Source organism: Paraconexibacter algicola (assembly GCF_003044185.1).
Classification (GTDB): domain Bacteria; phylum Actinomycetota; class Thermoleophilia; order Solirubrobacterales; family Solirubrobacteraceae; genus Paraconexibacter; species Paraconexibacter algicola.
Genome location: NZ_PYYB01000001.1, coordinates 773,589 through 792,847, shown reverse-complemented (window position 1 = coordinate 792,847; position 19,259 = coordinate 773,589). Strand labels below are relative to the sequence as shown.

General features: G+C 76.1%; 18 protein-coding genes. 15 read left to right on the top strand and 3 right to left on the bottom strand.

Annotated elements, in window-relative coordinates:
• Positions 1–20: 20 nt before the first annotated feature.
• Complete coding sequence (locus C7Y72_RS03745; RefSeq protein WP_107567262.1) at positions 21–1,505, bottom strand: flavin monoamine oxidase family protein; 1,485 nt, start codon at positions 1,503–1,505, stop codon at positions 21–23.
• Positions 1,506–1,530: 25 nt separating this feature from the next.
• Entirely contained in the window at positions 1,531–2,001 is a 471-nt protein-coding gene (locus C7Y72_RS03740; RefSeq protein WP_107567261.1) for a DUF427 domain-containing protein, read from the bottom strand.
• Positions 2,002–2,116: 115 nt separating this feature from the next.
• Here C7Y72_RS03740 and C7Y72_RS03735 point away from each other — a divergent pair, with 115 nt between their 5' ends.
• The 12 genes from C7Y72_RS03735 (at position 2,117) to C7Y72_RS03680 (ending at position 11,597) form a co-directional block, all read left to right on the top strand.
• A complete protein-coding gene (locus tag C7Y72_RS03735; protein ID WP_230316161.1) occupies positions 2,117–2,446 on the top strand; it encodes a hypothetical protein in 330 nt (109 codons plus the stop codon).
• An 85-nt stretch (positions 2,447–2,531) separates the two neighbouring features.
• Positions 2,532–3,212 carry a hypothetical protein gene (locus C7Y72_RS03730; RefSeq protein WP_107567260.1) on the top strand — a complete coding sequence of 227 codons (681 nt, stop codon included), beginning with the start codon at positions 2,532–2,534 and terminating at the stop codon, positions 3,210–3,212.
• On the top strand, positions 3,209–5,008 hold the full coding sequence (locus C7Y72_RS03725; protein WP_107567259.1) for a copper resistance CopC/CopD family protein: 1,800 nt from the start codon (positions 3,209–3,211) through the stop codon (positions 5,006–5,008). The genes C7Y72_RS03730 and C7Y72_RS03725 overlap by 4 nt, the downstream gene beginning before the upstream one ends.
• The gene (locus tag C7Y72_RS03720; protein WP_107567258.1) at positions 5,005–5,688 is read left to right on the top strand and encodes a YcnI family copper-binding membrane protein; all 684 of its coding nucleotides are present in this window, start codon (positions 5,005–5,007) and stop codon (positions 5,686–5,688) included. Before C7Y72_RS03725 ends, C7Y72_RS03720 begins: the two co-directional genes overlap by 4 nt.
• The gene (locus C7Y72_RS03715) at positions 5,685–6,488 is read left to right on the top strand and encodes a DsbA family protein (protein WP_107567257.1); all 804 of its coding nucleotides are present in this window, start codon (positions 5,685–5,687) and stop codon (positions 6,486–6,488) included. The genes C7Y72_RS03720 and C7Y72_RS03715 overlap by 4 nt, the downstream gene beginning before the upstream one ends.
• Positions 6,485–6,910, top strand: coding sequence for a vitamin K epoxide reductase family protein (locus C7Y72_RS03710; RefSeq protein WP_107567256.1), 426 nt, complete (start codon positions 6,485–6,487; stop codon positions 6,908–6,910). The genes C7Y72_RS03715 and C7Y72_RS03710 overlap by 4 nt, the downstream gene beginning before the upstream one ends.
• Entirely contained in the window at positions 6,907–7,269 is a 363-nt protein-coding gene (locus C7Y72_RS03705) for a copper resistance CopC family protein (protein ID WP_107567255.1), read from the top strand. Before C7Y72_RS03710 ends, C7Y72_RS03705 begins: the two co-directional genes overlap by 4 nt.
• On the top strand, positions 7,269–7,955 hold the full coding sequence (locus tag C7Y72_RS03700) for a DUF1775 domain-containing protein (RefSeq protein WP_107567254.1): 687 nt from the start codon (positions 7,269–7,271) through the stop codon (positions 7,953–7,955). Before C7Y72_RS03705 ends, C7Y72_RS03700 begins: the two co-directional genes overlap by 1 nt.
• A gap of 4 nt (positions 7,956–7,959) precedes the next feature.
• Positions 7,960–8,301 carry a hypothetical protein gene (locus C7Y72_RS03695; protein WP_233243712.1) on the top strand — a complete coding sequence of 114 codons (342 nt, stop codon included), beginning with the start codon at positions 7,960–7,962 and terminating at the stop codon, positions 8,299–8,301.
• Between the two features lie 70 nt (positions 8,302–8,371).
• Complete coding sequence (locus tag C7Y72_RS03690) at positions 8,372–9,667, top strand: hypothetical protein (RefSeq protein WP_107567253.1); 1,296 nt, start codon at positions 8,372–8,374, stop codon at positions 9,665–9,667.
• Entirely contained in the window at positions 9,664–10,905 is a 1,242-nt protein-coding gene (locus tag C7Y72_RS03685; protein ID WP_107567252.1) for a hypothetical protein, read from the top strand. Before C7Y72_RS03690 ends, C7Y72_RS03685 begins: the two co-directional genes overlap by 4 nt.
• Before the next feature lie 197 nt (positions 10,906–11,102).
• On the top strand, positions 11,103–11,597 hold the full coding sequence (locus tag C7Y72_RS03680) for a hypothetical protein (RefSeq protein ID WP_146175239.1): 495 nt from the start codon (positions 11,103–11,105) through the stop codon (positions 11,595–11,597).
• Between the two features lie 529 nt (positions 11,598–12,126).
• On the opposite strand, the gene C7Y72_RS22680 is transcribed toward C7Y72_RS03680, so the two are convergent.
• Positions 12,127–13,272: a sensor histidine kinase gene (locus tag C7Y72_RS22680; RefSeq protein ID WP_158276618.1), complete on the bottom strand. Its 1,146-nt coding sequence runs from the start codon at positions 13,270–13,272 to the stop codon at positions 12,127–12,129.
• 99 nt (positions 13,273–13,371) lie between these two features.
• On the opposite strand from C7Y72_RS22680, the gene C7Y72_RS22675 reads away from it, so the two are divergent.
• The 3 genes from C7Y72_RS22675 to cydD are packed head-to-tail and all read left to right on the top strand — an operon-like array spanning position 13,372 to position 19,242.
• Complete coding sequence (locus tag C7Y72_RS22675) at positions 13,372–14,790, top strand: cytochrome ubiquinol oxidase subunit I (RefSeq protein ID WP_146175237.1); 1,419 nt, start codon at positions 13,372–13,374, stop codon at positions 14,788–14,790.
• 13 nt (positions 14,791–14,803) lie between these two features.
• Entirely contained in the window at positions 14,804–15,805 is a 1,002-nt protein-coding gene (locus tag C7Y72_RS03670) for a cytochrome d ubiquinol oxidase subunit II (protein ID WP_107567249.1), read from the top strand.
• Positions 15,802–19,242, top strand: coding sequence for a thiol reductant ABC exporter subunit CydD (gene cydD / locus C7Y72_RS03665; RefSeq protein ID WP_107567248.1), 3,441 nt, complete (start codon positions 15,802–15,804; stop codon positions 19,240–19,242). The genes C7Y72_RS03670 and cydD overlap by 4 nt, the downstream gene beginning before the upstream one ends.
• Positions 19,243–19,259 lie beyond the last annotated feature (17 nt).

Genomic DNA, 19,259 nt, shown 5'->3' with positions numbered 1-19,259 from the left:
TGTCGTCGACCGCCGGGCGGTCAGCCGGCGAGCGCCTCCGCGGCGGCGCGCCGGCCGCTGCGCAGCGCGCCGTCCATGTAGCCGTTCCAGATCGTCGCGGTCTCGGCCCCGGCCCAGTGGATCCGGCCGAACGGGCGGCGGATCGCCTGGCCGTAGTCGAGCAGCACGCCCGGCGGCGTGAAGCCGACGTAGCAGCCGCCGGTCCAGCGCTCGGCCGACCAGTCCATCTCGACGTACTCGCGCGGCGACGCGGCCCGCGGCCCGAAGTAGGTCCGGAAGCTCTCGAGCACCGCGGCGCGCCGCTCGGCGGCCGGGCGACGGCTCCAGACACGGGCGAGGTGCCCTTCGATGAAGCCCAGCAGCACGCCGGGGCTGCCGTCGGGCGGCGAGTTGTCGAACGTGATCCGCACCGGGGCGCCGTCGCTCGTCACCTGGCCGGCGAGCCCGTCGGCCCGCCAGAACGGCTCGTCGTACACGGCCATGCACTTGATCGCGTTGCCCTGCGGGAACCGCTGCAGCAGCTGCGCGCGGTCGGCGGGGAGGATCGGGTCGTAGTCGATGAACGCGCTGACCGCGGGCGGCGCGGTGACGATGACCTGGCGGGCGCGGACGGTCCCGACGCGGTCGGCGTGCACCTCGACCCCGCCGCGGAGCTGGCGGATCCGCCGGACCGGCGCGGAGAGCAGGATCCGGCGGCGCCCGAGTGCACGGGCCAGCTCCAGCGACACGCGCTGCGAGCCGCCGACGAAGCGCGACTCCTGCGCGCCGCCCGCGGTGCTGATCAGCCGGTTCAGCGACCCGGGGGTCGTCTCGTTGCCCGCCCCGCGGATGTACGTGAGGACGTGCAGGAGCGAGACGTCGCGCGGCTGCGCCGCCCAGACCGCCTCGATCGCGAGGTCGAGCAGCAGCCGGGCGCCCGCGGTCGCGGTGTTCGCGCGCTTCCAGGTCTCGAAGGTCTGGGAGTCCCACTCCTCGGCCCGCGGCGCGGTCCAGGGCGCGTCGAGCGGCAGCGTCGCCGCCATCGCGTCGAGCTGGCCGATCGCGGCGAACGCCTCCACCGCACCCAGGTCCGGCGGGATCGCCCCCAGCGGCGTGGAGGCGCTGTAGCGGGTGGTGCGGCCCTCGCGGTGGAAGAGGTAGTCGCCCCGGTCGTAGGTCTTGAACGTCTCCACCCCGAGCGTGCGGGCGAGACCGAGGAGCACGTCCTGGGTCGGGCCGACCCACTGGCCGCCGATCTCCACGAACGTGCCGCGCGCGGTGGTCAGCTCGCGGTTCAGCGTGCGGCCGCCGACCCGGTCGCGTGCCTCCAGCACGAGGACGCTGCGCCCGGCGGCCGCGACCTCGCGGGCGGCCATCAGCCCGGCGAGGCCGGCCCCGACCACGACGACGTCCGCCGAGCGGCGGCGGGTGCGGGCCGCGGCCGCCCGGTCGGGGAGCAGGGCGGCGGACCCGGCGGCCGCGGCGCCGGCGCCCAGCAGGCCGCGGCGGGTGACGTCGGAGCTCATGCTCCGGATTCTGGCACCGGGGCGCCTACCAGCCCCAGGTGCCCGGCCCGCCCTTCATCCGCCCGGTGATGTCGTCGGTGATCCAGCCGCCGTAGAAGTCGCCCTCCTGCGCCCGGACGGTCTCCTCGTCCAGCCGGCACCGCTCCATGCGGCCCGGGTACACCGCGACGTGGTCGCGGAGCTCCGCGTACGCCGGCACCGGGTCCGGGTAGGACCAGCCGGCCGCCTGCGCGACGGTCACGCCGTCGGCGCCGACGACGTCCCAGTAGGTCGCGCGGCCCTTCCACTCGCAGAACGTCGAGCGCGCGTCCGCGGCCCGCAGGGCGCCCGGCGCGAAGTCCCCGGGCGGTACGTAGATCGTCGGCGGGTGACTCGTCTCGAGGATCCGCAGCGCGCGGGTGGAGTCGGCGATCACGGCGCCGCCGAGCTCGATCCGCACGCGGCGCGTGCACGGCACGAGCGCGGGCGGGCGGGGATAGTCCCAGACGTTCTCCATGACCGGGATACGGAGCAGCGCCCGAACCGGGACGCATCCGATCGGGCCGTCGGGCCGTATCCCTGAGCGACGTCCGCTCTCGCGCCCTGCGAGGTCGGGCGCTACCCTGACCGTGATGACGCAGCGCCGAGACCTCCTGCCGGTCGCCCTCGTGGCCGCCGTCGGCGTGCTCGCAGCGCTGCTCACCACCGTCGGGGGAATCGACAGCTGGCTCCTGGAGCTGGCGCCCGTCCTCGTGCTGCTGCTCCCGCTGCTGGCGGGTCGTTACCTCGGGGAGAAGCGCCTCGCGGCCGTCGTCGCCGCGTTCGCGCCGGCTCGTCGCCGCGCCGCACTCCGGCTCACCGCGCGCCTGCCGCGCGCCCCGCGGGCGTTCGCCCGCCGCGGGCGGCTCGTCGCGTCCGCGCTCGCCGAGCGCGGACCGCCCGCGCTCGCGCCCGCCCGCTAGGAGCCCCAGTGCTCCCGGACGTGTGCCCGTCGCGCACCGTCCGCCGTGTCCCGCTGAACGCCCCGACCCTGGAGGTCCCGGTTCCATGAACCGCGTCCGCACCATCGTCGTGGTCGCGCTCGCCGCCCTCGCGGCCTGCGTGTCCACCGCCGCCGCCCACAAGGGCGACCCCAACTACCAGTCCCTCATCACCGGCTCGACCGGTCTGCCCACGGGCGTCACGACGCAGATCCTCAACCGCGAGGACAGCCTCGAGCTGACGAACCGCAGCGACCGCGACATCGTCGTGCTCGGCTACGAGGACGAGCCGTACGCGCGCATCGACGCCGACGGGACCGTGGCGGTGAACGAGAACTCCAAGTCGACGTACATCAACGAGGAGCGCGACGGCAACGTGCCCGTCCCCGCGGGCGTCGACCCGAAGGCCGAGCCGCGCTGGAAGGTCCTCGACAAGACCGGCCGCTTCGCCTGGCACGACCACCGCATCCACTGGATGGGCGGTGGCACCCCGCCGCAGGTGAAGGACACGGCCGTCAAGACGAAGGTCTTCGACTGGACCGTCGACCTCCAGGTCGCCGGGCAGCCCGCCACCATCGCGGGCGTCCTCAACTGGACCCCCACTGACGACGGGGGCGCGCCGACCGCCGCGATCGCCGCGTTCGTCGTGCTGCTGGCGCTCAGCGGCGTCTTCGTCGTCACGGTCCGGCGCCGGCGCGCCGCCGAGGAGCAGGACGGCGCCGCCGCGCCCGCGAAGGAGTCCTGGTGAGCCATCTGCGCCGCATCCTCGCCCTCGCGGGCGTCGCGCTCGTCGCGTTCCTCGCGCTCGCGCCCGCCGGGGCGTCCGCCCACGCCTTCCTCGTCGGCAACCAGCCGTTCCGCGACGAGGTCTTCAAGGACGGGCAGCCGTCCGAGGTCGTCTTCCGCTTCAACGAGCCCGTCGAGGCGTCCTTCGGCGCGGTCCGCGTCTTCGACACCAGCGCCAAGCGCGTCGACGAGCAGGAGATCCTGCGGCCCGGCGGTGACACCAAGAAGATCGGGGTCAAGCTCAAGCCCGGCCTCGCGAAGGGCTCCTACACGGCCACCTACCGGCTCGTGTCCGCCGACGGCCACGTGATCAACGGCGGCTTCGTCTTCCACCTCGGCGAGCCGTCGAAGTCCGGGGCCCTCGCGGTCGCCGACCTCGTCGAGGGCACCTCCGCGGGAGCGACCACGACCACCGTCTTCGCCGCGGTGAAGGCGCTCGACTACCTCGCGATCGCGCTCGCGCTCGGCGGCGTCGGCTTCCTGCTGCTCTGCTGGCTCCCGGGGCTGCGCGGCGTCGCGGGCGGGGACGAGCGCTGGGCCGCGGCCAGCGAGGCGTACGCCAAGCGCGGCAGCACGATGCTGCTCGGCGCCGTGAACCTCGGGCTCGCCACCGCGCTGCTCGGCATCCTCATCCAGGGGTCGATCGTCTCCGGTCAGGGGTTCTTCGACGCGCTGCAGGCCTCCACCGTCCGCGAGGTCCTCGACACGCGCTTCGGCACCGTCTGGGGCCTGAAGCTCGTCGTCTGGCTGATCCTCGGCGGCGTCCTGCTCGTCACCCCGCGGACCGTGCCCGTCCTGCGCCCCGTGTCGCTCGGTGCCGACGGTCGCGTGCTCGACCGTCCCGGCGGGCTGCGGCTCGCGCTGCTCGTCGCGCCCGTCACCGCGCTCGCCTTCGCCCCCGCGCTCTCCGGCCACGCCGGGACGAGCGACCCGGTCGCGGTGCTGCTCCCGACCGACGTCGCGCACGTGGCCGCGATGAGCCTCTGGCTCGGCGGCCTGATCGCGCTCGTCGCGCTCGTCCCCGCCGCCACCGGCAAGCTCGACGGCGGGGACCGCGCCCGGCTCCTCTCCGCCGTGCTGCTGCGCTTCTCCCCGGTCGCGCTCGCCGCCGTCGCCGTGCTCGCCGTCACCGGCACCGTGCAGGCGGTCCTCCACCTCACGAGCTTCTCCCAGCTGCTCGACACCGGCTTCGGCCGCGCCGTCCTCGTCAAGGCGCTGCTGCTGCTCGTGCTGATCGGCCTCGGCGCCCTGAACCGGCAGCGCACGCTCCCCAAGCTGCGCGAGATCGCCGCCACCGGCGGCACCCCCGGGCAGGCCGGCACGACGCTGAAGAACACGCTGCGTGCCGAGGTCGGCCTCATCGTCGCCGTGCTCGCCACCACCGGCGCGCTCGTCGGCTACTCGCCGCCCGCCTCGTACACGACCCCCAAGGCCGTGAACATCGAGCAGCGCGTCGGGCCGCTCGACCTCAACACGACCGTCGAGCCCGCCACCGTCGGCTCGAACACGATGCACATCTACCTGTTCGACGCCAAGACCGGCGAGCCGTTCGACGACACCAAGTCCATCACCGCGCAGGCCACCCTGAAGTCCGCGAACGTCGGCCCGCTCGACATCGCCCTGCGCAAGTCGGGTCCCGGCCACTTCACCGCCGACGCGTTCCAGCTGACGCTCGCGGGGGAGTGGGAGATCCGGATCGTCGACCGCGTCAGCGAGTTCGACGAGTACGCCACCACGATCAAGGTCCCCATCCGATGAAGCTGCTCACCACCCTCACCGCCGCGGCGGTCCTGGCGCTCCCCGGCGTCGCCGCCGCGCACGTCACCCTCCAGCCCGCCGAGGGCGCCGCCGGCGCCTACGTCGTCGAGAACGTCCGCGTCCCCAACGAGAGGGAGGACTCGGGCACCACGAAGGTCGTCGTCCAGTTCCCCGCCGGCTTCGAGTCCGCCAGCACCCAGCCCGTGCCCGGCTGGAAGGCGGAGGTCGCCACCAGCGGCGGCGCGGTCAGGACGATCACCTGGACCGCCTCCGGCGACACCCGGATCGGCCCGGGCGAGTTCCAGGACTTCCCGATCAGCATCAAGCTTCCCGACACCGAGGGGCCGCTGACCTTCAAGGCGCTGCAGACCTACGAGGACGGCGAGACCGTCCGCTGGATCGGCGACGAGTCGTCCGACAAGCCGGCCCCGACCGTCATGGTCGGCGCCGCCACCGGTGACGAGCACGGGGCGAGCGGCCACCACGACGACGGCGAGGCGAAGAGCACCGAGACCTCCGAGTCCGCCACGGCCGAGCCCGCGCTCGCCTCCGCCACCACCGGTGGTGGGGACGACGGCGGCGACGGCCTTGCGATCGCCGCGCTGATCGTCGGCGGCCTCGGCCTGCTCGTCGGTGCCGCGGGCCTCGCGACCGCGCGCCGGGCCGGGAGCGGCGCATGAGCACCGAGCCGAAGGTCACCCGCGCGGAGCAGAAGGCCGCCCGTCGCGCCGAGCGGGACGCGGCCGCCGCCGCCGCGGAGGCTGCCGCCGCCCGCAAGCGGCGCCTCGCCCAGCTCGGCGGCGTGCTCGCCGTCGCCGCCGCGATCGTCGCCGTGTTCATCGCGATCAGCGCCGGCGGCACCGAGGACGGCCCCACCAAGAAGGCGGGCGAGACCGTCGCCGGGCAGACCGAGGTCACCCAGCGGTTCGCCGGCATCCCGCAGGCCGGCATCGTCCTCGGACAGGCCGACGCGCCCGTCACGCTCGTCGAGTTCGCCGACATGCAGTGCCCGTTCTGCGCCGAGTTCGCGCGCGACGGCCTCCCGACGCTCGTCGAGCGCGAGGTCCGCGCCGGCACGCTGCGCGTCGAGTTCCGCTCGATGGCGTTCATCGGCGACGACAGCCAGACCCTCGCGCGCGCCGTCGCCGGCGCCGGCGCCCAGGGCAAGCTCTGGCAGGCGCTCGACCTGTTCTTCATCAACCAGGGCCGCGAGAACTCCGGCTACGCCGACGACGCGTTCGTCCGCACGACCCTCAGCGGGATCCCCGGCCTCGACGTCGACAAGGCGATCGCCGACGGCGAGGGCTCCGCGGGCACCGAGGCGATCAACCAGGCCCAGCAGCTCGCCGACCAGAACGGCATCTCCAGCACCCCGTCCTTCCTCATCGGGAAGACCGGCGGCAAGCTCGAGAAGCTCGAGCTCAGCTCGCTCGACGGCAGCCAGATCCGCGACAAGGTCCAGGAGCTCGCGGGCACGTGAGCGACCGGCTGCGGACAGCCACCCTCGCCGTCACGGTCCTCGGTCTCGGCGTCGCCGTGTACCTCACGTACGCGCACTACGCCGGGATCGACCCCGCCTGCGGGATCTCGCACGGCTGCTCGAAGGTCCAGGCGTCCGACTGGGCGACCTTCGCCGGGATCCCCGTGGCGGTGCTCGGCCTGATCGGCTACGTGAGCATCCTCGCGGTGCTGCTGCTCGTCCCGGGCGACGCCGGCCTGCTCGCCGCGGTCGGCCTCGCCTGGGTCGGCTTCGGCTTCAGCATGTACCTCACCTACGTCGAGATCGCCGAGATCGACGCCATCTGCCAGTGGTGCGTCGCGAGCGCCGTCTGCATGACGCTGCTCGCCGCACTGACCACGACGCGCTTCCTGCGCGCACCGTCCCAGGAGACCACCGCATGACCCGCACGACCCTCCGTCGCGCCGCCGTCCTCGGCACGCTCGGCGCCCTGACGTTCTCCACCACCGCGCTCGGCCACGCCGAGGTCGACCAGCGCCTGCCCAAGCCGGGCGCGAGCCTCTCCAGCGGCCCGAAGACGGTCTACGTCAGCTTCACGCAGCAGATCAAGAGCGGCGGCAGCTTCACCGTCACGCGCGGCTCGCGCACCGTGCTGCGCGGCAAGAACGATCCGCGCAACGTCAAGCGCATCATCGGCAAGTCCTCCAAGCGCCTCGCGAAGGGCACCTACAAGGTGACCTGGCGTGCCACCTACATCGACGGTCACCGCGAGACCGGCAGCTGGACCTTCCGCGTCCGCTGATGCTCCGACGCACGCTGCTCCTGACCGCGCTCGCGCTCGGCGCCACCGCGGCGCCGGCCGCCGCGCACGTGGAGGTCCTCCCGAAGACCGTCGCGCCCGCCGACCCGGTCCTGTTCACCGTGCTCGTCCCCGGCGAGCGCGACGACACCGGCACCACCGAGGTCAAGCTGCAGATCCCCGAGGGCGTCCTGCCGTTCTCCTTCGAGGACCAGCCCGGCTGGAAGCGCACCGTGCAACGCGCCTCCAACGGGGCGCTGGAGACCGTCACCTGGAAGGGCGAGGCCGCCGCCGACGGGCTCGTCGCGCTGCGCTTCCTCGCCTCCACGCCGGACGCGCCCGGCACGATCGAGTGGAAGTCGATCCAGACCTACGACGACGGCGACGTCGTCCGCTGGATCGGGGCGGAGGGCAGCGAGTCGCCCGCCAGCACGACCACGGTGTCCGCCGACGCGCCGCGCCAGAACGCCGGCGGCGAGGGCGCGCAGGCCGCCTCGCAGGACGCCGGGACCGGCGGCGCCGCCGCGCCGGAGGCCGACACGACCCAGGACGCGGCCGGTGCCGCGTCGCCCGACGCCGGGGACGACGGCGGCCGCGACGGCCTCACGCTCGGCCTCGCGATCGCCGGACTCGTCGCCGGCCTCGCCGCGCTCGGCGTGACCGTCACCCGGGGCCGCGCCACCGCCTAGCCCGATGCGCGTCCGCCCGACCACGACCTGTCGCACGCGCGCCCTCACGGGCCTGCTCGTGCTGCTCGCCGCCCTCGCGGCGTTCGCGGTCGTGGTCGCGCCGGGCGCGCTGCTCGCGCTCGCTCCCACCCTGCTGCTGTTCGGCACCCTCCTCGCGGGCGCGATGCCCGGGGAGGAGCTGCTGCACCGCCTGCGCGCGCGGTTCGCGCCGCGCGCGCGCCGACGGCGCCCCGCCCGCCCGCGGACGTACCGCGCCGTCCACCTCCGACGTGTCGGCCGGCTCATCGCCGCCGCGCTCGCCGTGCGTCCGCCTCCCGCGGCGCCCGCGACCGTCGTCGCCTCCTAGACCGTCCGCGGCGCCCGGCCGGGTGCCGCGCCCGATCCGTCCATCCTCATCCGAAAGGAGGGAGCTCCCCGTGAGCATCCCTCGCTCGTCCGCTGCGGCTGTCCTGCTGCTCGCGGCCGGCCTCGCCGCACCCGCCTCCGCGGGGGCGGCGGCGCCCGCCCCGTGCGGCGGCAGCGCCCAGATCACCGACGCCACCGGCGACGGCCACCACATCAACACCGACGTCACCGCGGCCTGGTTCGGCCAGACCGCGGGGCAGCTCCAGGCCGTCATCCAGGTCAAGAGCGCCGCGTGGGAGCCCGCGCACGAGGACTCGTCCTCGGCGACCTTCGCGATGCTCTTCCGCGTCGGCGGGACCGTCCGCTACGTGCGGGGCGTCGCCCCGCGCAACGCGCCGCCCGTCTACGACCACGGGACGTGGTCCGGCGGGCGGTTCGTGTCGGCCGGCCCGACGACCGGGTCGGTGACCCAGGGCCCGGGCGGCAGCATGACGATCGACGTGCCCGCCGCGACCGGGGCCGTCAGCGGTGCCGTGATCGCCGAGCCGTTCGTGCTGACGGCCGACGGGGAGGACGCCCCCGGCGTCACCCACTACGTCGACCGGGCACCGGGCGGCATCACGCCGACCGAGCCCGCCTACGGCGCCGACCTCGTCGTCGCGTCCTGCTTCGGCGGGAACGGCGGCGGCGCCGGCACCGGTGGCGGCAGCGGGACGGGGACCGGCACCGGGACCGGGGGTGGGACCTCCCCGGGGACCGGGACAGGCTCGGGCGCCGGCTCGGGCACCGGCACCGGGGCGGACGGGACGGGCGGCACCGCCGGCCCGGCCGGCGGCCTCGGGACCGGGACCGCCGGGCTCACCGCCGTGCAGCTCACCGCCCCCGCCCGGGTCACCGGCGACGGGCGCGTGCGGATCAGCGGCCGGGTGGTCCCCGCCCGCGCCGGGATGATCGTGACCATCCGGTCGACGGTCTCCCGGGTGAAGGTCCCCAACCTCGTGACGACGGCGGACGGCTCGTTCAGCGGCCTGGTCCGGATCCCCGAGTCCACCGGCCTGCGGGCCGTGGTCGACGGGTTCGGGTCGCAGACGCGCAGCGTGCTCGTCCGTCCGCTCGTGCGCATCACCACGACGCGCCTGCGCTCCGGCGCGGTGCTCGTCACCGGTGTCGTCAAGCCCGGCCTCCCCGGCCGGATCCAGCTGCTGCGGACGACGGCGATCACGCCGTCGGGCAGGGCGACCGTCTCGACCAGCGGCCGCTTCCGCATCCGTCTCGCCAACCCCAAGCGTGGCCGCTACCAGGCCATCTTCACCCCCGCCGGCGACCGCGCCGAGCGGGCCACATCGAACACGGGAGTCATCCGATGAAGTCCAAGAAGCACCTCGCGTCCGCCGCCGTGGCGGCCGCCGCCCTCGCCGTCCCGGCCACCGCCGGCGCGCACGGCAGCGTGTACACCGATACGGCCAAGGTCGCCCCGACGCCGCTGCCCGCGAACGCGACGCAGAACGACCTGCTGACGCAGACCCGGTACGCCGTGACCAACCACGGCTACACGTACGTCCTGCGCGAGACGAACAACCGGCCGGGCGTCGCCGGCATGCTCGACTTCAAGAAGCTGCCGTCCGCCTACCGGACGAGCTTCGCGTCGGACAAGGCCCGCTGGCTGTCGGAGGGCGGCACCGCCGCGCAGCCGCACGCCACCTGCAGCACGCCGGAGCTCAACGCGCTCTCCGCCGTCCTCTCGTGGCAGGGCAACGACCCGTTCTACGGCTACATCCCGTGGCAGGCGACCAGCGCCGGCCTCGAGGACGACCCGGCCCTGTGGCTGCCGCGCATCAACACGATCACCGGCAAGACGCTGACCGCGGACATGACCACCGATCAGCTGAGCGCCGCCTGCGTGGGGATCGGCGGCACGTTCTACCCCGCCGACACCATCCAGACGACCACCGCCAGCCTGAACGCCGGCTACGCCGCGGACATCGTCGCGCCGCTGAACACGCAGATCGGGCAGCTCAACGCGGACAAGCTGACGCTCCAGGGCGCGCTCGACACCGCCAACGGCGCGAAGACCGCGGCGGACGCCGCGAAGGCCAAGGCCGAGGCGGACCTCGCCGACGCGATCGCCGCGAAGTCGGCGGCGGAAAGCCGCATCGCCACCGCCGAGGCGGCGGTCAAGGCGGCCGACGCCGCGCGCGTCACCGCCGAGAAGGGCGCGGCGGCCAGCGACGCCGCGGCCACGAGCGCGAAGGCGGACGCCACGGCGCTGCGCCTGAAGCTCACGCGCCTGCAGGTCGCCGTCGCGTCGCTGCCGACCGCGAGCGAGATGGCGAACGACGGCATGACCGCCACGGTCAACGGCCCCGCCGGCGAGCCCGTCACGGTCCGCGTGCTCGTCACCGAGACGCGCGCCCGCGCGCTGAAGCTCAAGAGCCGCGTCATCGCCAGCGGCACGGGCACGATCGGCTCGGACGCGACCGGTCGCGTGACGGTGAAGGCCACGACCGCCGGCGCCAAGGCGCTGCGCGCGGCGAAGGGCAAGCTCGGCGTCACCGTGCAGGCCCTGAGCGGCGACCGCGTCGCGCAGCAGGAGGCGACGCTCTAGGCCCCACCGCAGACCTCCGCGCCGGCCGCCTCGTGGTGTGGCGGTCGGCGACGGATCCCGCCGGGGGGACGTCGCGCCCGACGTGGCCTCCCGTCTCCGACCGGCCGTTCGACCCGGCGGCCCCGGACCGCGACACCGTCGCGGCCGGGCCGCCGGCGTCGATCGTGCTCACGACCTCCGTCCCAGGACCGAACTTCGTGGCCCGCTTTCCCGAACTGCGCCTTCTCACGCTCACCGGCTCCGCGCTCGTCGCGATCGCCGTCCCGGTCGCTGTGGACCGCTCCGCCCCGGACGCCGTCGACCGCTTCGTCGAGGGCGCCTCCGCGATCTGCGCGCGTACCCACGACCGCCTCGCTGCCCTGCCGCCGCTGCGCGATCCGCAGGACATCCGCGCCGCCGCACCGATCGCGATCGCCGCGACCCACGACGCGGCGCGACGCCTCACCGTCCTCCCGACCCCGGACGCGCGGCTGCCTGCCCGCCGCGCCTACGTCGCGTTCCTCGAGCGCCAGGAGCGCCTCCTCGGCCGCATGCTCCGCGCTGCCCGCCGCGAGGACGCGCGCGCGATCCTCGGCGTCCACGTGCTCCTGAACGACAACAGCGCCCGCGGCCAGGATGCCGGCCGGCGCCTCGACGCCGGCGCGTGCGCCGGATCCACCCCGCCGCGCGGCGCGCGCGGCGTGCGCGCCTGAGCGCGGGCGCACCCGGGGCGGCGCGTTGCCCGGGCGCGCGCGGCGCGTGCGGCGCCAGCCGCGCGCGCCCGCGCTTGCGCGCGCGCCGCGCCCGCAGGTGCGTTCTGGGTGATCTGCGGCCCATATCTGGGTGCCGGATCACCCAGAACGGCGTGGGCGTGCGCGGCCGAGCACGGAAGATGCCCGCTCCGCCCGCGCCCGCTCTTCGCCAGCGCCAGGACCAGCGCCCGCGAGTTCGCGGGCGCGGCCCGTCCCGCGGGCGGGGTCGGTCGATCGCGCGCGGTCGGCGACCACGGCGGTTCTGGGTGATCTGCGGCCCGGATATGGCCTCGCGATCACCCAGTACGCGCTCGAGCGCGGCGGACACGGCGGTTCTGGGTGATCTGCGGCCCATATCTGGGCGCCGGATCACCCAGAACGCGCGGGGGTGTGCGCGACGGATCGGGCCCTCGACGGTGTCGGTGCGTCGTGCTCGGCGGGGCCGTCGGGCGACCCGTCGCGGCGCACGACGCGCGCGGCGCGCGGTGGCTCAGGCGCCGGGGGCGGCCGCCGGGAACGTCACGCGCACCGCGCCGCCCCGCGTCTCGATCCGCCCGTTCAGCCCGGCCCCGACGATCTGGCGCACGAGCACGAGGCCGAGCCCGTCGGCGGGGTCCGCGTCGGCCCGGGCGACGTCGGGGCCGTCCCCGGCGTCCTGCACGAGCAGCGCGATCTCGTCGCCGTGCGGCACGAGCTCCAGGGCGTAGGGCGGGCGGCCGTGCTCCAGCGCGTTGGTCAGCAGCTCGTTGACCACGACCCCCAGGGACTGGGCGCGGTCGGCGCTGAGCGTGAGCTGCTCGGCGACGTGGACGCGGACCGGGACGTCGGGGGCGATCGCCTCGACGAGCGCCGTGACGAGCTCCGGGGCGGCGACCGGGGCGCCCGCCCGGCTCTCGAGCGCCCGGTGGACCGCGGCGATCGAGCGGATCCGCCCCGCGGCCCGGTCGAGCACCGCGGCGGCGGTCGGGTCGGCCGGACGGCCGAGCAGCAGCAGGTCGGACACGACCTGCAGCGAGTTCTTGACGCGGTGGTGCGCCTCGGCGAGCAGCGCGCCCTCGAGCGCCGCCCGCCGCGCCGCCTCCGCGCGCGCGAGCGCCTGCCGCTCGAGCGCCCGGGTCAGGCTGAGCCCCAGCAGCGTCGCGCCGACGAGCAGCACGAGGTGCAGCAGCACCTCGCCGGTCTCCAGCCGGTCTTCGGGCGCGAGCACCGCGGCGAGGAACGCCGCCCCCGCGGCGACGAGCCAGCCGGCGAGCTGCCCCGGCCGCTCCTGGTGGGTGATCGCCAGGAACGGCACGACGAGCAGCAGCAGCAGGTCCAGGCGCGACTGGCCGCCCGCGAAGATCGCGAGCGCGCAGACCGCGACGAGCACCCCGGCGCCCCACGCGTCGAGCAGCAGCCGGCCGCGTCGCGTGCGCAGCAGCTGCGGCCAGTCGAGCGTCGCCAGGAACGTGTGGGCGAGCGCCCCGACCCCGGTCAGGACCGCGACCGCGGTGGGCGAGCGGACCTCCGGACCGAACACGAGCACGACCGCGATCCCGACCACCGACGTCCACCCGAGCAGCAGTCCGGCGCGGAGCGCGGCACGGAGCGCCTCGCGGTCCGCGACGGCCGGATCGGGGCTGGGGACGGAGGCCACGCGCGCTACAGTAGGGAGACGTCGCCCCTGTCGGCGGCACCGGGCCGTGATCGCCCTCCTGACCTCGCCCCTCCCGGGGCACGGACACCGGAGATCACCATGCCCGACGTCACCTCGCTGGACCTCGCCCGCTGGCAGTTCGGCCTCACGACCCTCATGCACTTCGCCGTCGTCGGCGTGTCGATCGGCCTCGTCTGCGCGGTGCTCGGCATGCAGCTGCAGTGGCTGCGCACCGGTGATGAGCGGTGGCTGCGCCTGACGAAGTTCTACGGGCGCGCGATGCTCATCGCGTTCGCGGTCGGCGTCGTCACCGGCATCGTCCAGACGTTCCAGTTCGGCATGAACTGGGCGGGGTTCTCGCGCTACGTCGGTGACGTGTTCGGCGCGCCGCTGGCGCTCGAGGGTCTCGCCGCGTTCTTCGTCGAGTCGCTGTTCCTCGGCTTCTGGATCTTCGGCTGGGGCCGCCTCAACCCGAAGGTCCACGCCGCCTGCCTGGGCGTGGTGGCCGCCGCGGCGATGCTGTCCGCGTACGCGATCCTCGTCGCGAACTCGTGGATGCAGGCGCCGACCGGGTACCGGATCGTGGACGGGCGCGCCGAGCTCACCGACCTGTGGTCGGTGCTCGTGAACGTCGACACGATCCTCACCACGTCGCACGTCCTGCTGTCCGCGCTGGTGACCGGCGCGGTCGTGGTACTGGGCATCGCGGTCTGGCACATCGCCCGCGGCCGGGACGCGGACGTGTTCGCGCTGGTCACCCGGCCGGCGGCGATCCTCGGCCTGCTGCTCGCGCTCGGCTCCGCCGGCGCCGGGCACTTCCAGGCGGTCGTCGCGATGGAGCGCCAGCCGCTGAAGATGGCGGCCGCCGAGGCGCTCTACTCCACGGAGAAGGGGGCCGGCCTGTCGATCTTCGCGATCGGCGGCCTGTCCACCGATCCCGGCCCGCCGGTGATCGACATCCGCATCCCGTACCTGCTCTCGTTCCTGGAGAAGTTCGACCCGCTCGCCGAGGTCAAGGGCATCGACCAGGCGCAGGCGGAGGCGGAGGCCCGCTACGGGCCCGGGGACTACACACCGGTCGTGGGGCTCATGTACTGGAGCTTCCGCGCGATGGTCGGCAGCGGCATGCTGCTGATCGGGCTGTTCGCCTGGGCGACGCTGCTGTCGCGCCGCCGCAAGCTCACGACGACCCCGCTGTTCCTGCGGCTGGCGCCGCTGGCGATCGCGATCCCCGTGGTGGCGCAGGCGGGCGGCTGGATCCTGCGCGAGGGCGGCCGACAGCCCTGGGCGGTGCAGGGCCTGCTGCGCACCGAGGACGCGCTCTCGACCGTCTCGGCGACGACGGTCGGGATCTCGCTCGTCGCCTTCCTGACGATCTACGGCGTCGTGTTCGCGTGCGCCGCGACCGTGCTGCGGCGCGAGCTCGGGCACGGCCTGCCGCCGGCCGCCGACGACGACCACGACGGACCGGACACCCCGAGGACCGCGCCGACCCAGGCGCTGGCCCTGAGCTACTGAGAGGAGCACGACGATGACCTCCCTGGAGACCATCTGGCTCGTCCTCGTGACGGGCATCTGGACCCTGTACCTCGTGCTCGGCGGCGCGGAGCTCGGCGTGACGATGCTGCTGCGCCTGGGCAGCGGCGCCGCCCGCACGGTGAACCGCCAGGCGGCGCTGCGGGCGATCGGCCCGACCTGGCAGGCCAACGACGTCTGGCTGATCTGCGCGATCGGCGCGATGTTCGGCGCCTTCCCGGCCTGGTACGCGGGCTTCACCGAAGGCCTGTACCTGCCGCTCGTGGTGCTGATCCTCGCCCTGATCGTGCGGCACGCGGGGATCGAGTTCGCCGACCACCACTCGCCGATCGGCCGGGAGCGGTGGACGCGCGCGGTGATCGCCTGCTCCGCCGTCCTGCCGGTCGGGTGGGGCGTGGCGTGGGCGGCGGCGGCCGACGGGTCGCTCGCGCGGGGCGGCGTGGACGTGCTGTCGTGGAGCGCGGTCCTCGCCGGGCTCGCGCTGCTGGCGCTCTGCCACGCGATGGGCGCCGCGCTGCTGGCGCACCGCACCAGCGGGGCGCTGGCGGTCGCCGCGACCCGTCGCCTGCGCTGGGCCGCACCGCTCGCCGCGGTCCTCGGCGTCGCCGCGACGGTCGGCGTCGCGCAGGGGGCGGCGGACGGCGTGACCGCCGGGCCGCTCGCGGTCGCCCTGCTCGTCGTCGCGGGGGCCGCCCTGGCGACCCTGACGGTCGCGGGCGGGCAGGGCCGGGCCCGTGTCGCGCACCACGCGGCGGGCGTTGCGGTCGGCGGGCTGCTCGGCGCGCTCGTCGCCGCGCTCGGCTCGCGCGTGATCGCCGGTGCGGGCGGCGTCGACCTCGCCACCAGCGCGTCGGGCGGCTACACGCTGGCGTGGATGACGGCGATCACGGTCGCGCTGCTGCCCGTCCTGCTCTGGGTCCTGCACCTCGCCGGGCGACGGCGCAGCACCGGGCCGCGTCGCGGGCTGGGCGAGGGCCTCTTCGAGGGGCTGCGATGACCGGGCGCGAGATCGGCCGCCTGCTCCTCGGCCGCACCCCGGCGGCGCGACGGCTGCTCGTCGGGGCGGTGCTGGCGGGCTGCCTGGGCGCCGCGGCGACGATCGGCCTCGCCTGGGGGGTCGCCGACGCGGTCGACGCGGCGGCGTTCTCCGACCGGGCGCTCGGCCTGTCCGCCGCGCTCGTGCTCGCCGGGCTCGTGCTGCTGCGGGCCGCGTCGGTCGCCGCCGGTGAGCTGCTGGGCCGGGCGGCCGCGGCCCGTGTGCAGGCGGACCTGCGCGCCGGCCTGGCCGAGCGCGCCCTGGCGGGCAGTGGTCGCGGACTGACGTCGGCGCGGCGCGGCGAGCTCGTCGGCGGTGCGGTGCAGGGGGTCGACGCGCTCGCCGAGCTGTTCGCCCGCGCGCTGCCGCAGGCCGTGCTGGCGGGCATCGTGCCGCTGGCGATGGCCGTGGCGATCGCGGTCCGCGTCCCGGTCGTCGGCGTCCTGCTGCTGCTGACGCTGCCCGCCGCGGTGCTGCTGCTGATCCTCGTCGGGCGGCGCTCGGCCGACCACGCGCGCGAGCGGCAGGACGCGCTCGCGACGCTGTCGGCCCACTTCTTCGAGGTCGTGCGCGGCCTGCCGACGTTGCGCGCGCACGGCCGCGCCGACGCGCAGGCCGCGGTGCTCGAGCAGGTCGGGGAGCGCCTGCGGGTCGAGTCGCTCGGCGCGCTGCGCGTCGCGATGCTGTCCGCGCTGGTGCTCGAGCTGCTGGCGATGCTCGGTACCGCCGTGGCGGCCGCCACGACCGGCGTGCTGCTGGCGTCCGGCTCGCTGGATCTCGCGATCGGGCTGTTCGTGCTGCTGCTGGCCCCCGAGGTGTACGCGCCGCTGCGCGCGGCCGGGGCGCGCTTCCACGCCGCCGAGGACGGGGTGGAGGCGGCCAGGCGGCTGCTCGCGGTGCTGGACGACGACGGCCCGCTGCCCCCCGCCGGCACCCGGCCCGTCCCGGCGGGACCGTCCGCGCTCGCGCTCGAGCGCGCGACCGTCCGCGGCGGCGCCCGCGAGGGCGAGGGTCTCGCGGCGCTCGACGTCCGCGTCCCGGCGGGCGGCTCGCTGGCGATCGTCGGGCCGTCCGGGGCGGGCAAGTCGACGGCGCTGGCGCTGCTCGCCGGGGTGGTGGCGCCGGCCGCGGGGACCGTGCGTGCCGCGGGGATCGACCTGCGGGAGCTCGACCGCGACGCGTGGTGGGCGCACGTCGCCTGGCTCGACCAGCTGCCCGGCCTGCCCGCGGGCACCGTCCGCGAGCTGCTGCGCACGCGCGCCCCCGAAGCGCCCGAGGCGGAGCTCTGGACCGCCCTGGAGCGCGCGGCGGCGGACGGCCTCGTCCGGACGCTGCCCGACGGGCTCGACACGCGCGTCGGGCGTGGCGGCCGACCGCTGAGCCTCGGCGAGCAGCAGCGGCTCGCGCTCGCCGCGGTGCTCGTGTCGCGCGCGCCGGTGCTGCTGCTGGACGAGCCGACCGCGCACCTGGACCGGGCCACGGCCCGCCGCGTCGTCGGCGGCATCGTCGCCGCCGCGGAGGGCCGCACGCTCGTGGTCGCCACCCACGACCCGCTCCTCGCCGACGCCTGCGCGCAGCGGCTCGCCGTCGCGCCACCCGCGGCCCCGGACCGACCCGCGACACCGGCCGTGCCCTCGGGGCACGCGGCGTCGCCGCCGGCCACCCCGGGCGGCGGCAATCCCGTCCCCGAGGCCACGGCCGCATCGCCCGGGCCCGCCGTCCCGCGCCCCGCGTCCCGCCGCCGGGCGCTCGCGCTCGTGCTGCTCGGCAGCGCCGCGGGCCTCGGGCTGCTGGCGACGTCCGGCTGGCTGATCGTCCGGGCGGCGGAGCGCCCGCCGGTGCTCGCGCTGCTGACCGCGATCGTCGTGGTCCGGGCCCTCGGCACGACCCGGGCGCTGGCCCGCTACTTCGAGCGGCTCGCCTCCCACGACCTCGCGCTGCACCGCGCCTCCCGCGAGCGCGCGACCTTGTTCGAGCGCCTGGCCCACCGCGTCGGCCTGCCCGGGAGGCCCGGGGCCAGCGACGCGCTGACGCGCTTCACCGCCGACGTCGACCGCCTGCCGGACCGCGACCTGCGCGTCCTCGTGCCGCGCGTGGCGACGGCCGTCGCGGTCGTCCTCGGCGTCGCGGGCGCGACGGTGCTGCTGCCGACCGCCGGCGCGGTCCTGCTGGCCGCGTGCGCGCTGGCGCTGGTGGCGGTCCCGGGTCTCGTGCGGCGTCTCGTCCGCGCAGCGCTGGACCGCGCCGGCCGGTCGCGCGACGGCTACGCGACCGCGCTCGACGAGGCGCTCGAGCACGGCCCGCAGCTCGCCGTCGCGGGCGCCGGGCCGCGCGTCCGCGCCGAGCTCGCCGACGCCGCGGGCCGGGTGGCGCGGGCCGAGCGGCAGGTCGCCGCCGCGATCGCCACGGGCGCGGGGCTCGCCTCAGCGGTGGCCGGGCTCGGCACGCTGGCCGTCCTGGCGGTCGCGTCGTCGGCGGGCCTGGACCCCGTCTGGCTCGGCGCCCTGGTCCTGCTCGGGCTCGCGACGATGGAGGAGACACGGGCGCTGCCCGAGGCCGAGGAGCGGCTCGCCGCCGTCCGCGCGGCGGAGCGCCGGCTGGCCGCGGCGACCGACGGGCCGCAGGCGACCCCCGCTCCCGCCCGTCCGCGGCCGCTGCCGGCGCGGCCCGCCGCGCTGCGCCTGCGGTCGGTCACCCACCGGCCGGGTGGCCCGGGCACGCCCGCCGTCCTGCGGGGCGTCGACCTCACCGTCGACCCGGGCGAGCACGTCGCGATCGTCGGCCCGAGCGGCACCGGCAAGTCGACGCTCGCCGCGCTCCTCACCCGCCAGCTCGACCCGGACGCCGGGACGGTCCGCCTCGGCGGCGTCGACCTGCGCGACGCCGACCCCACGGCGCTGCGCGACCGGGTGCGTCTCGGCGGGCAGGACGCGCACCTGCTGGCCGGGACGATCGCCGCGAACATCCGGATCGGCCGCCCGCAGGCCACCGACGACGAGGTCCGCGCCGCGCTCGCCGACGCGGGCCTGGCCGCGTGGCTCACCACGCTGCCCGACGGCCTCGACACGCTCGTCGGGGAGGACGGATCGGCCGTCTCCGGCGGTCAGCGGCGCCGCATCGCGCTGGCCCGCACGCTGCTCAGCGGCGCGGACGTCCTCGTGCTCGACGAGCCGACCGCGATGCTCGACCACCCCACCGCGGCGACCGTGCTCGCCGACGCGCGGCGGGCGGCGCGCGGGCGCACGCTGGTGGTCGTCACCCACGACCCGACCGGCCTCGACGGCTTCGACCGGGTGCTGGAGCTGCGCGGGGGCGTCCTCGCCGACGCCCGGGCCCCGCGCGACGGGACGGCTAGAATCGAGCTGGTGCCCACGGCCGGTACCGCCCCGAGGCCATGACCGCCTCCCGTCGCCGC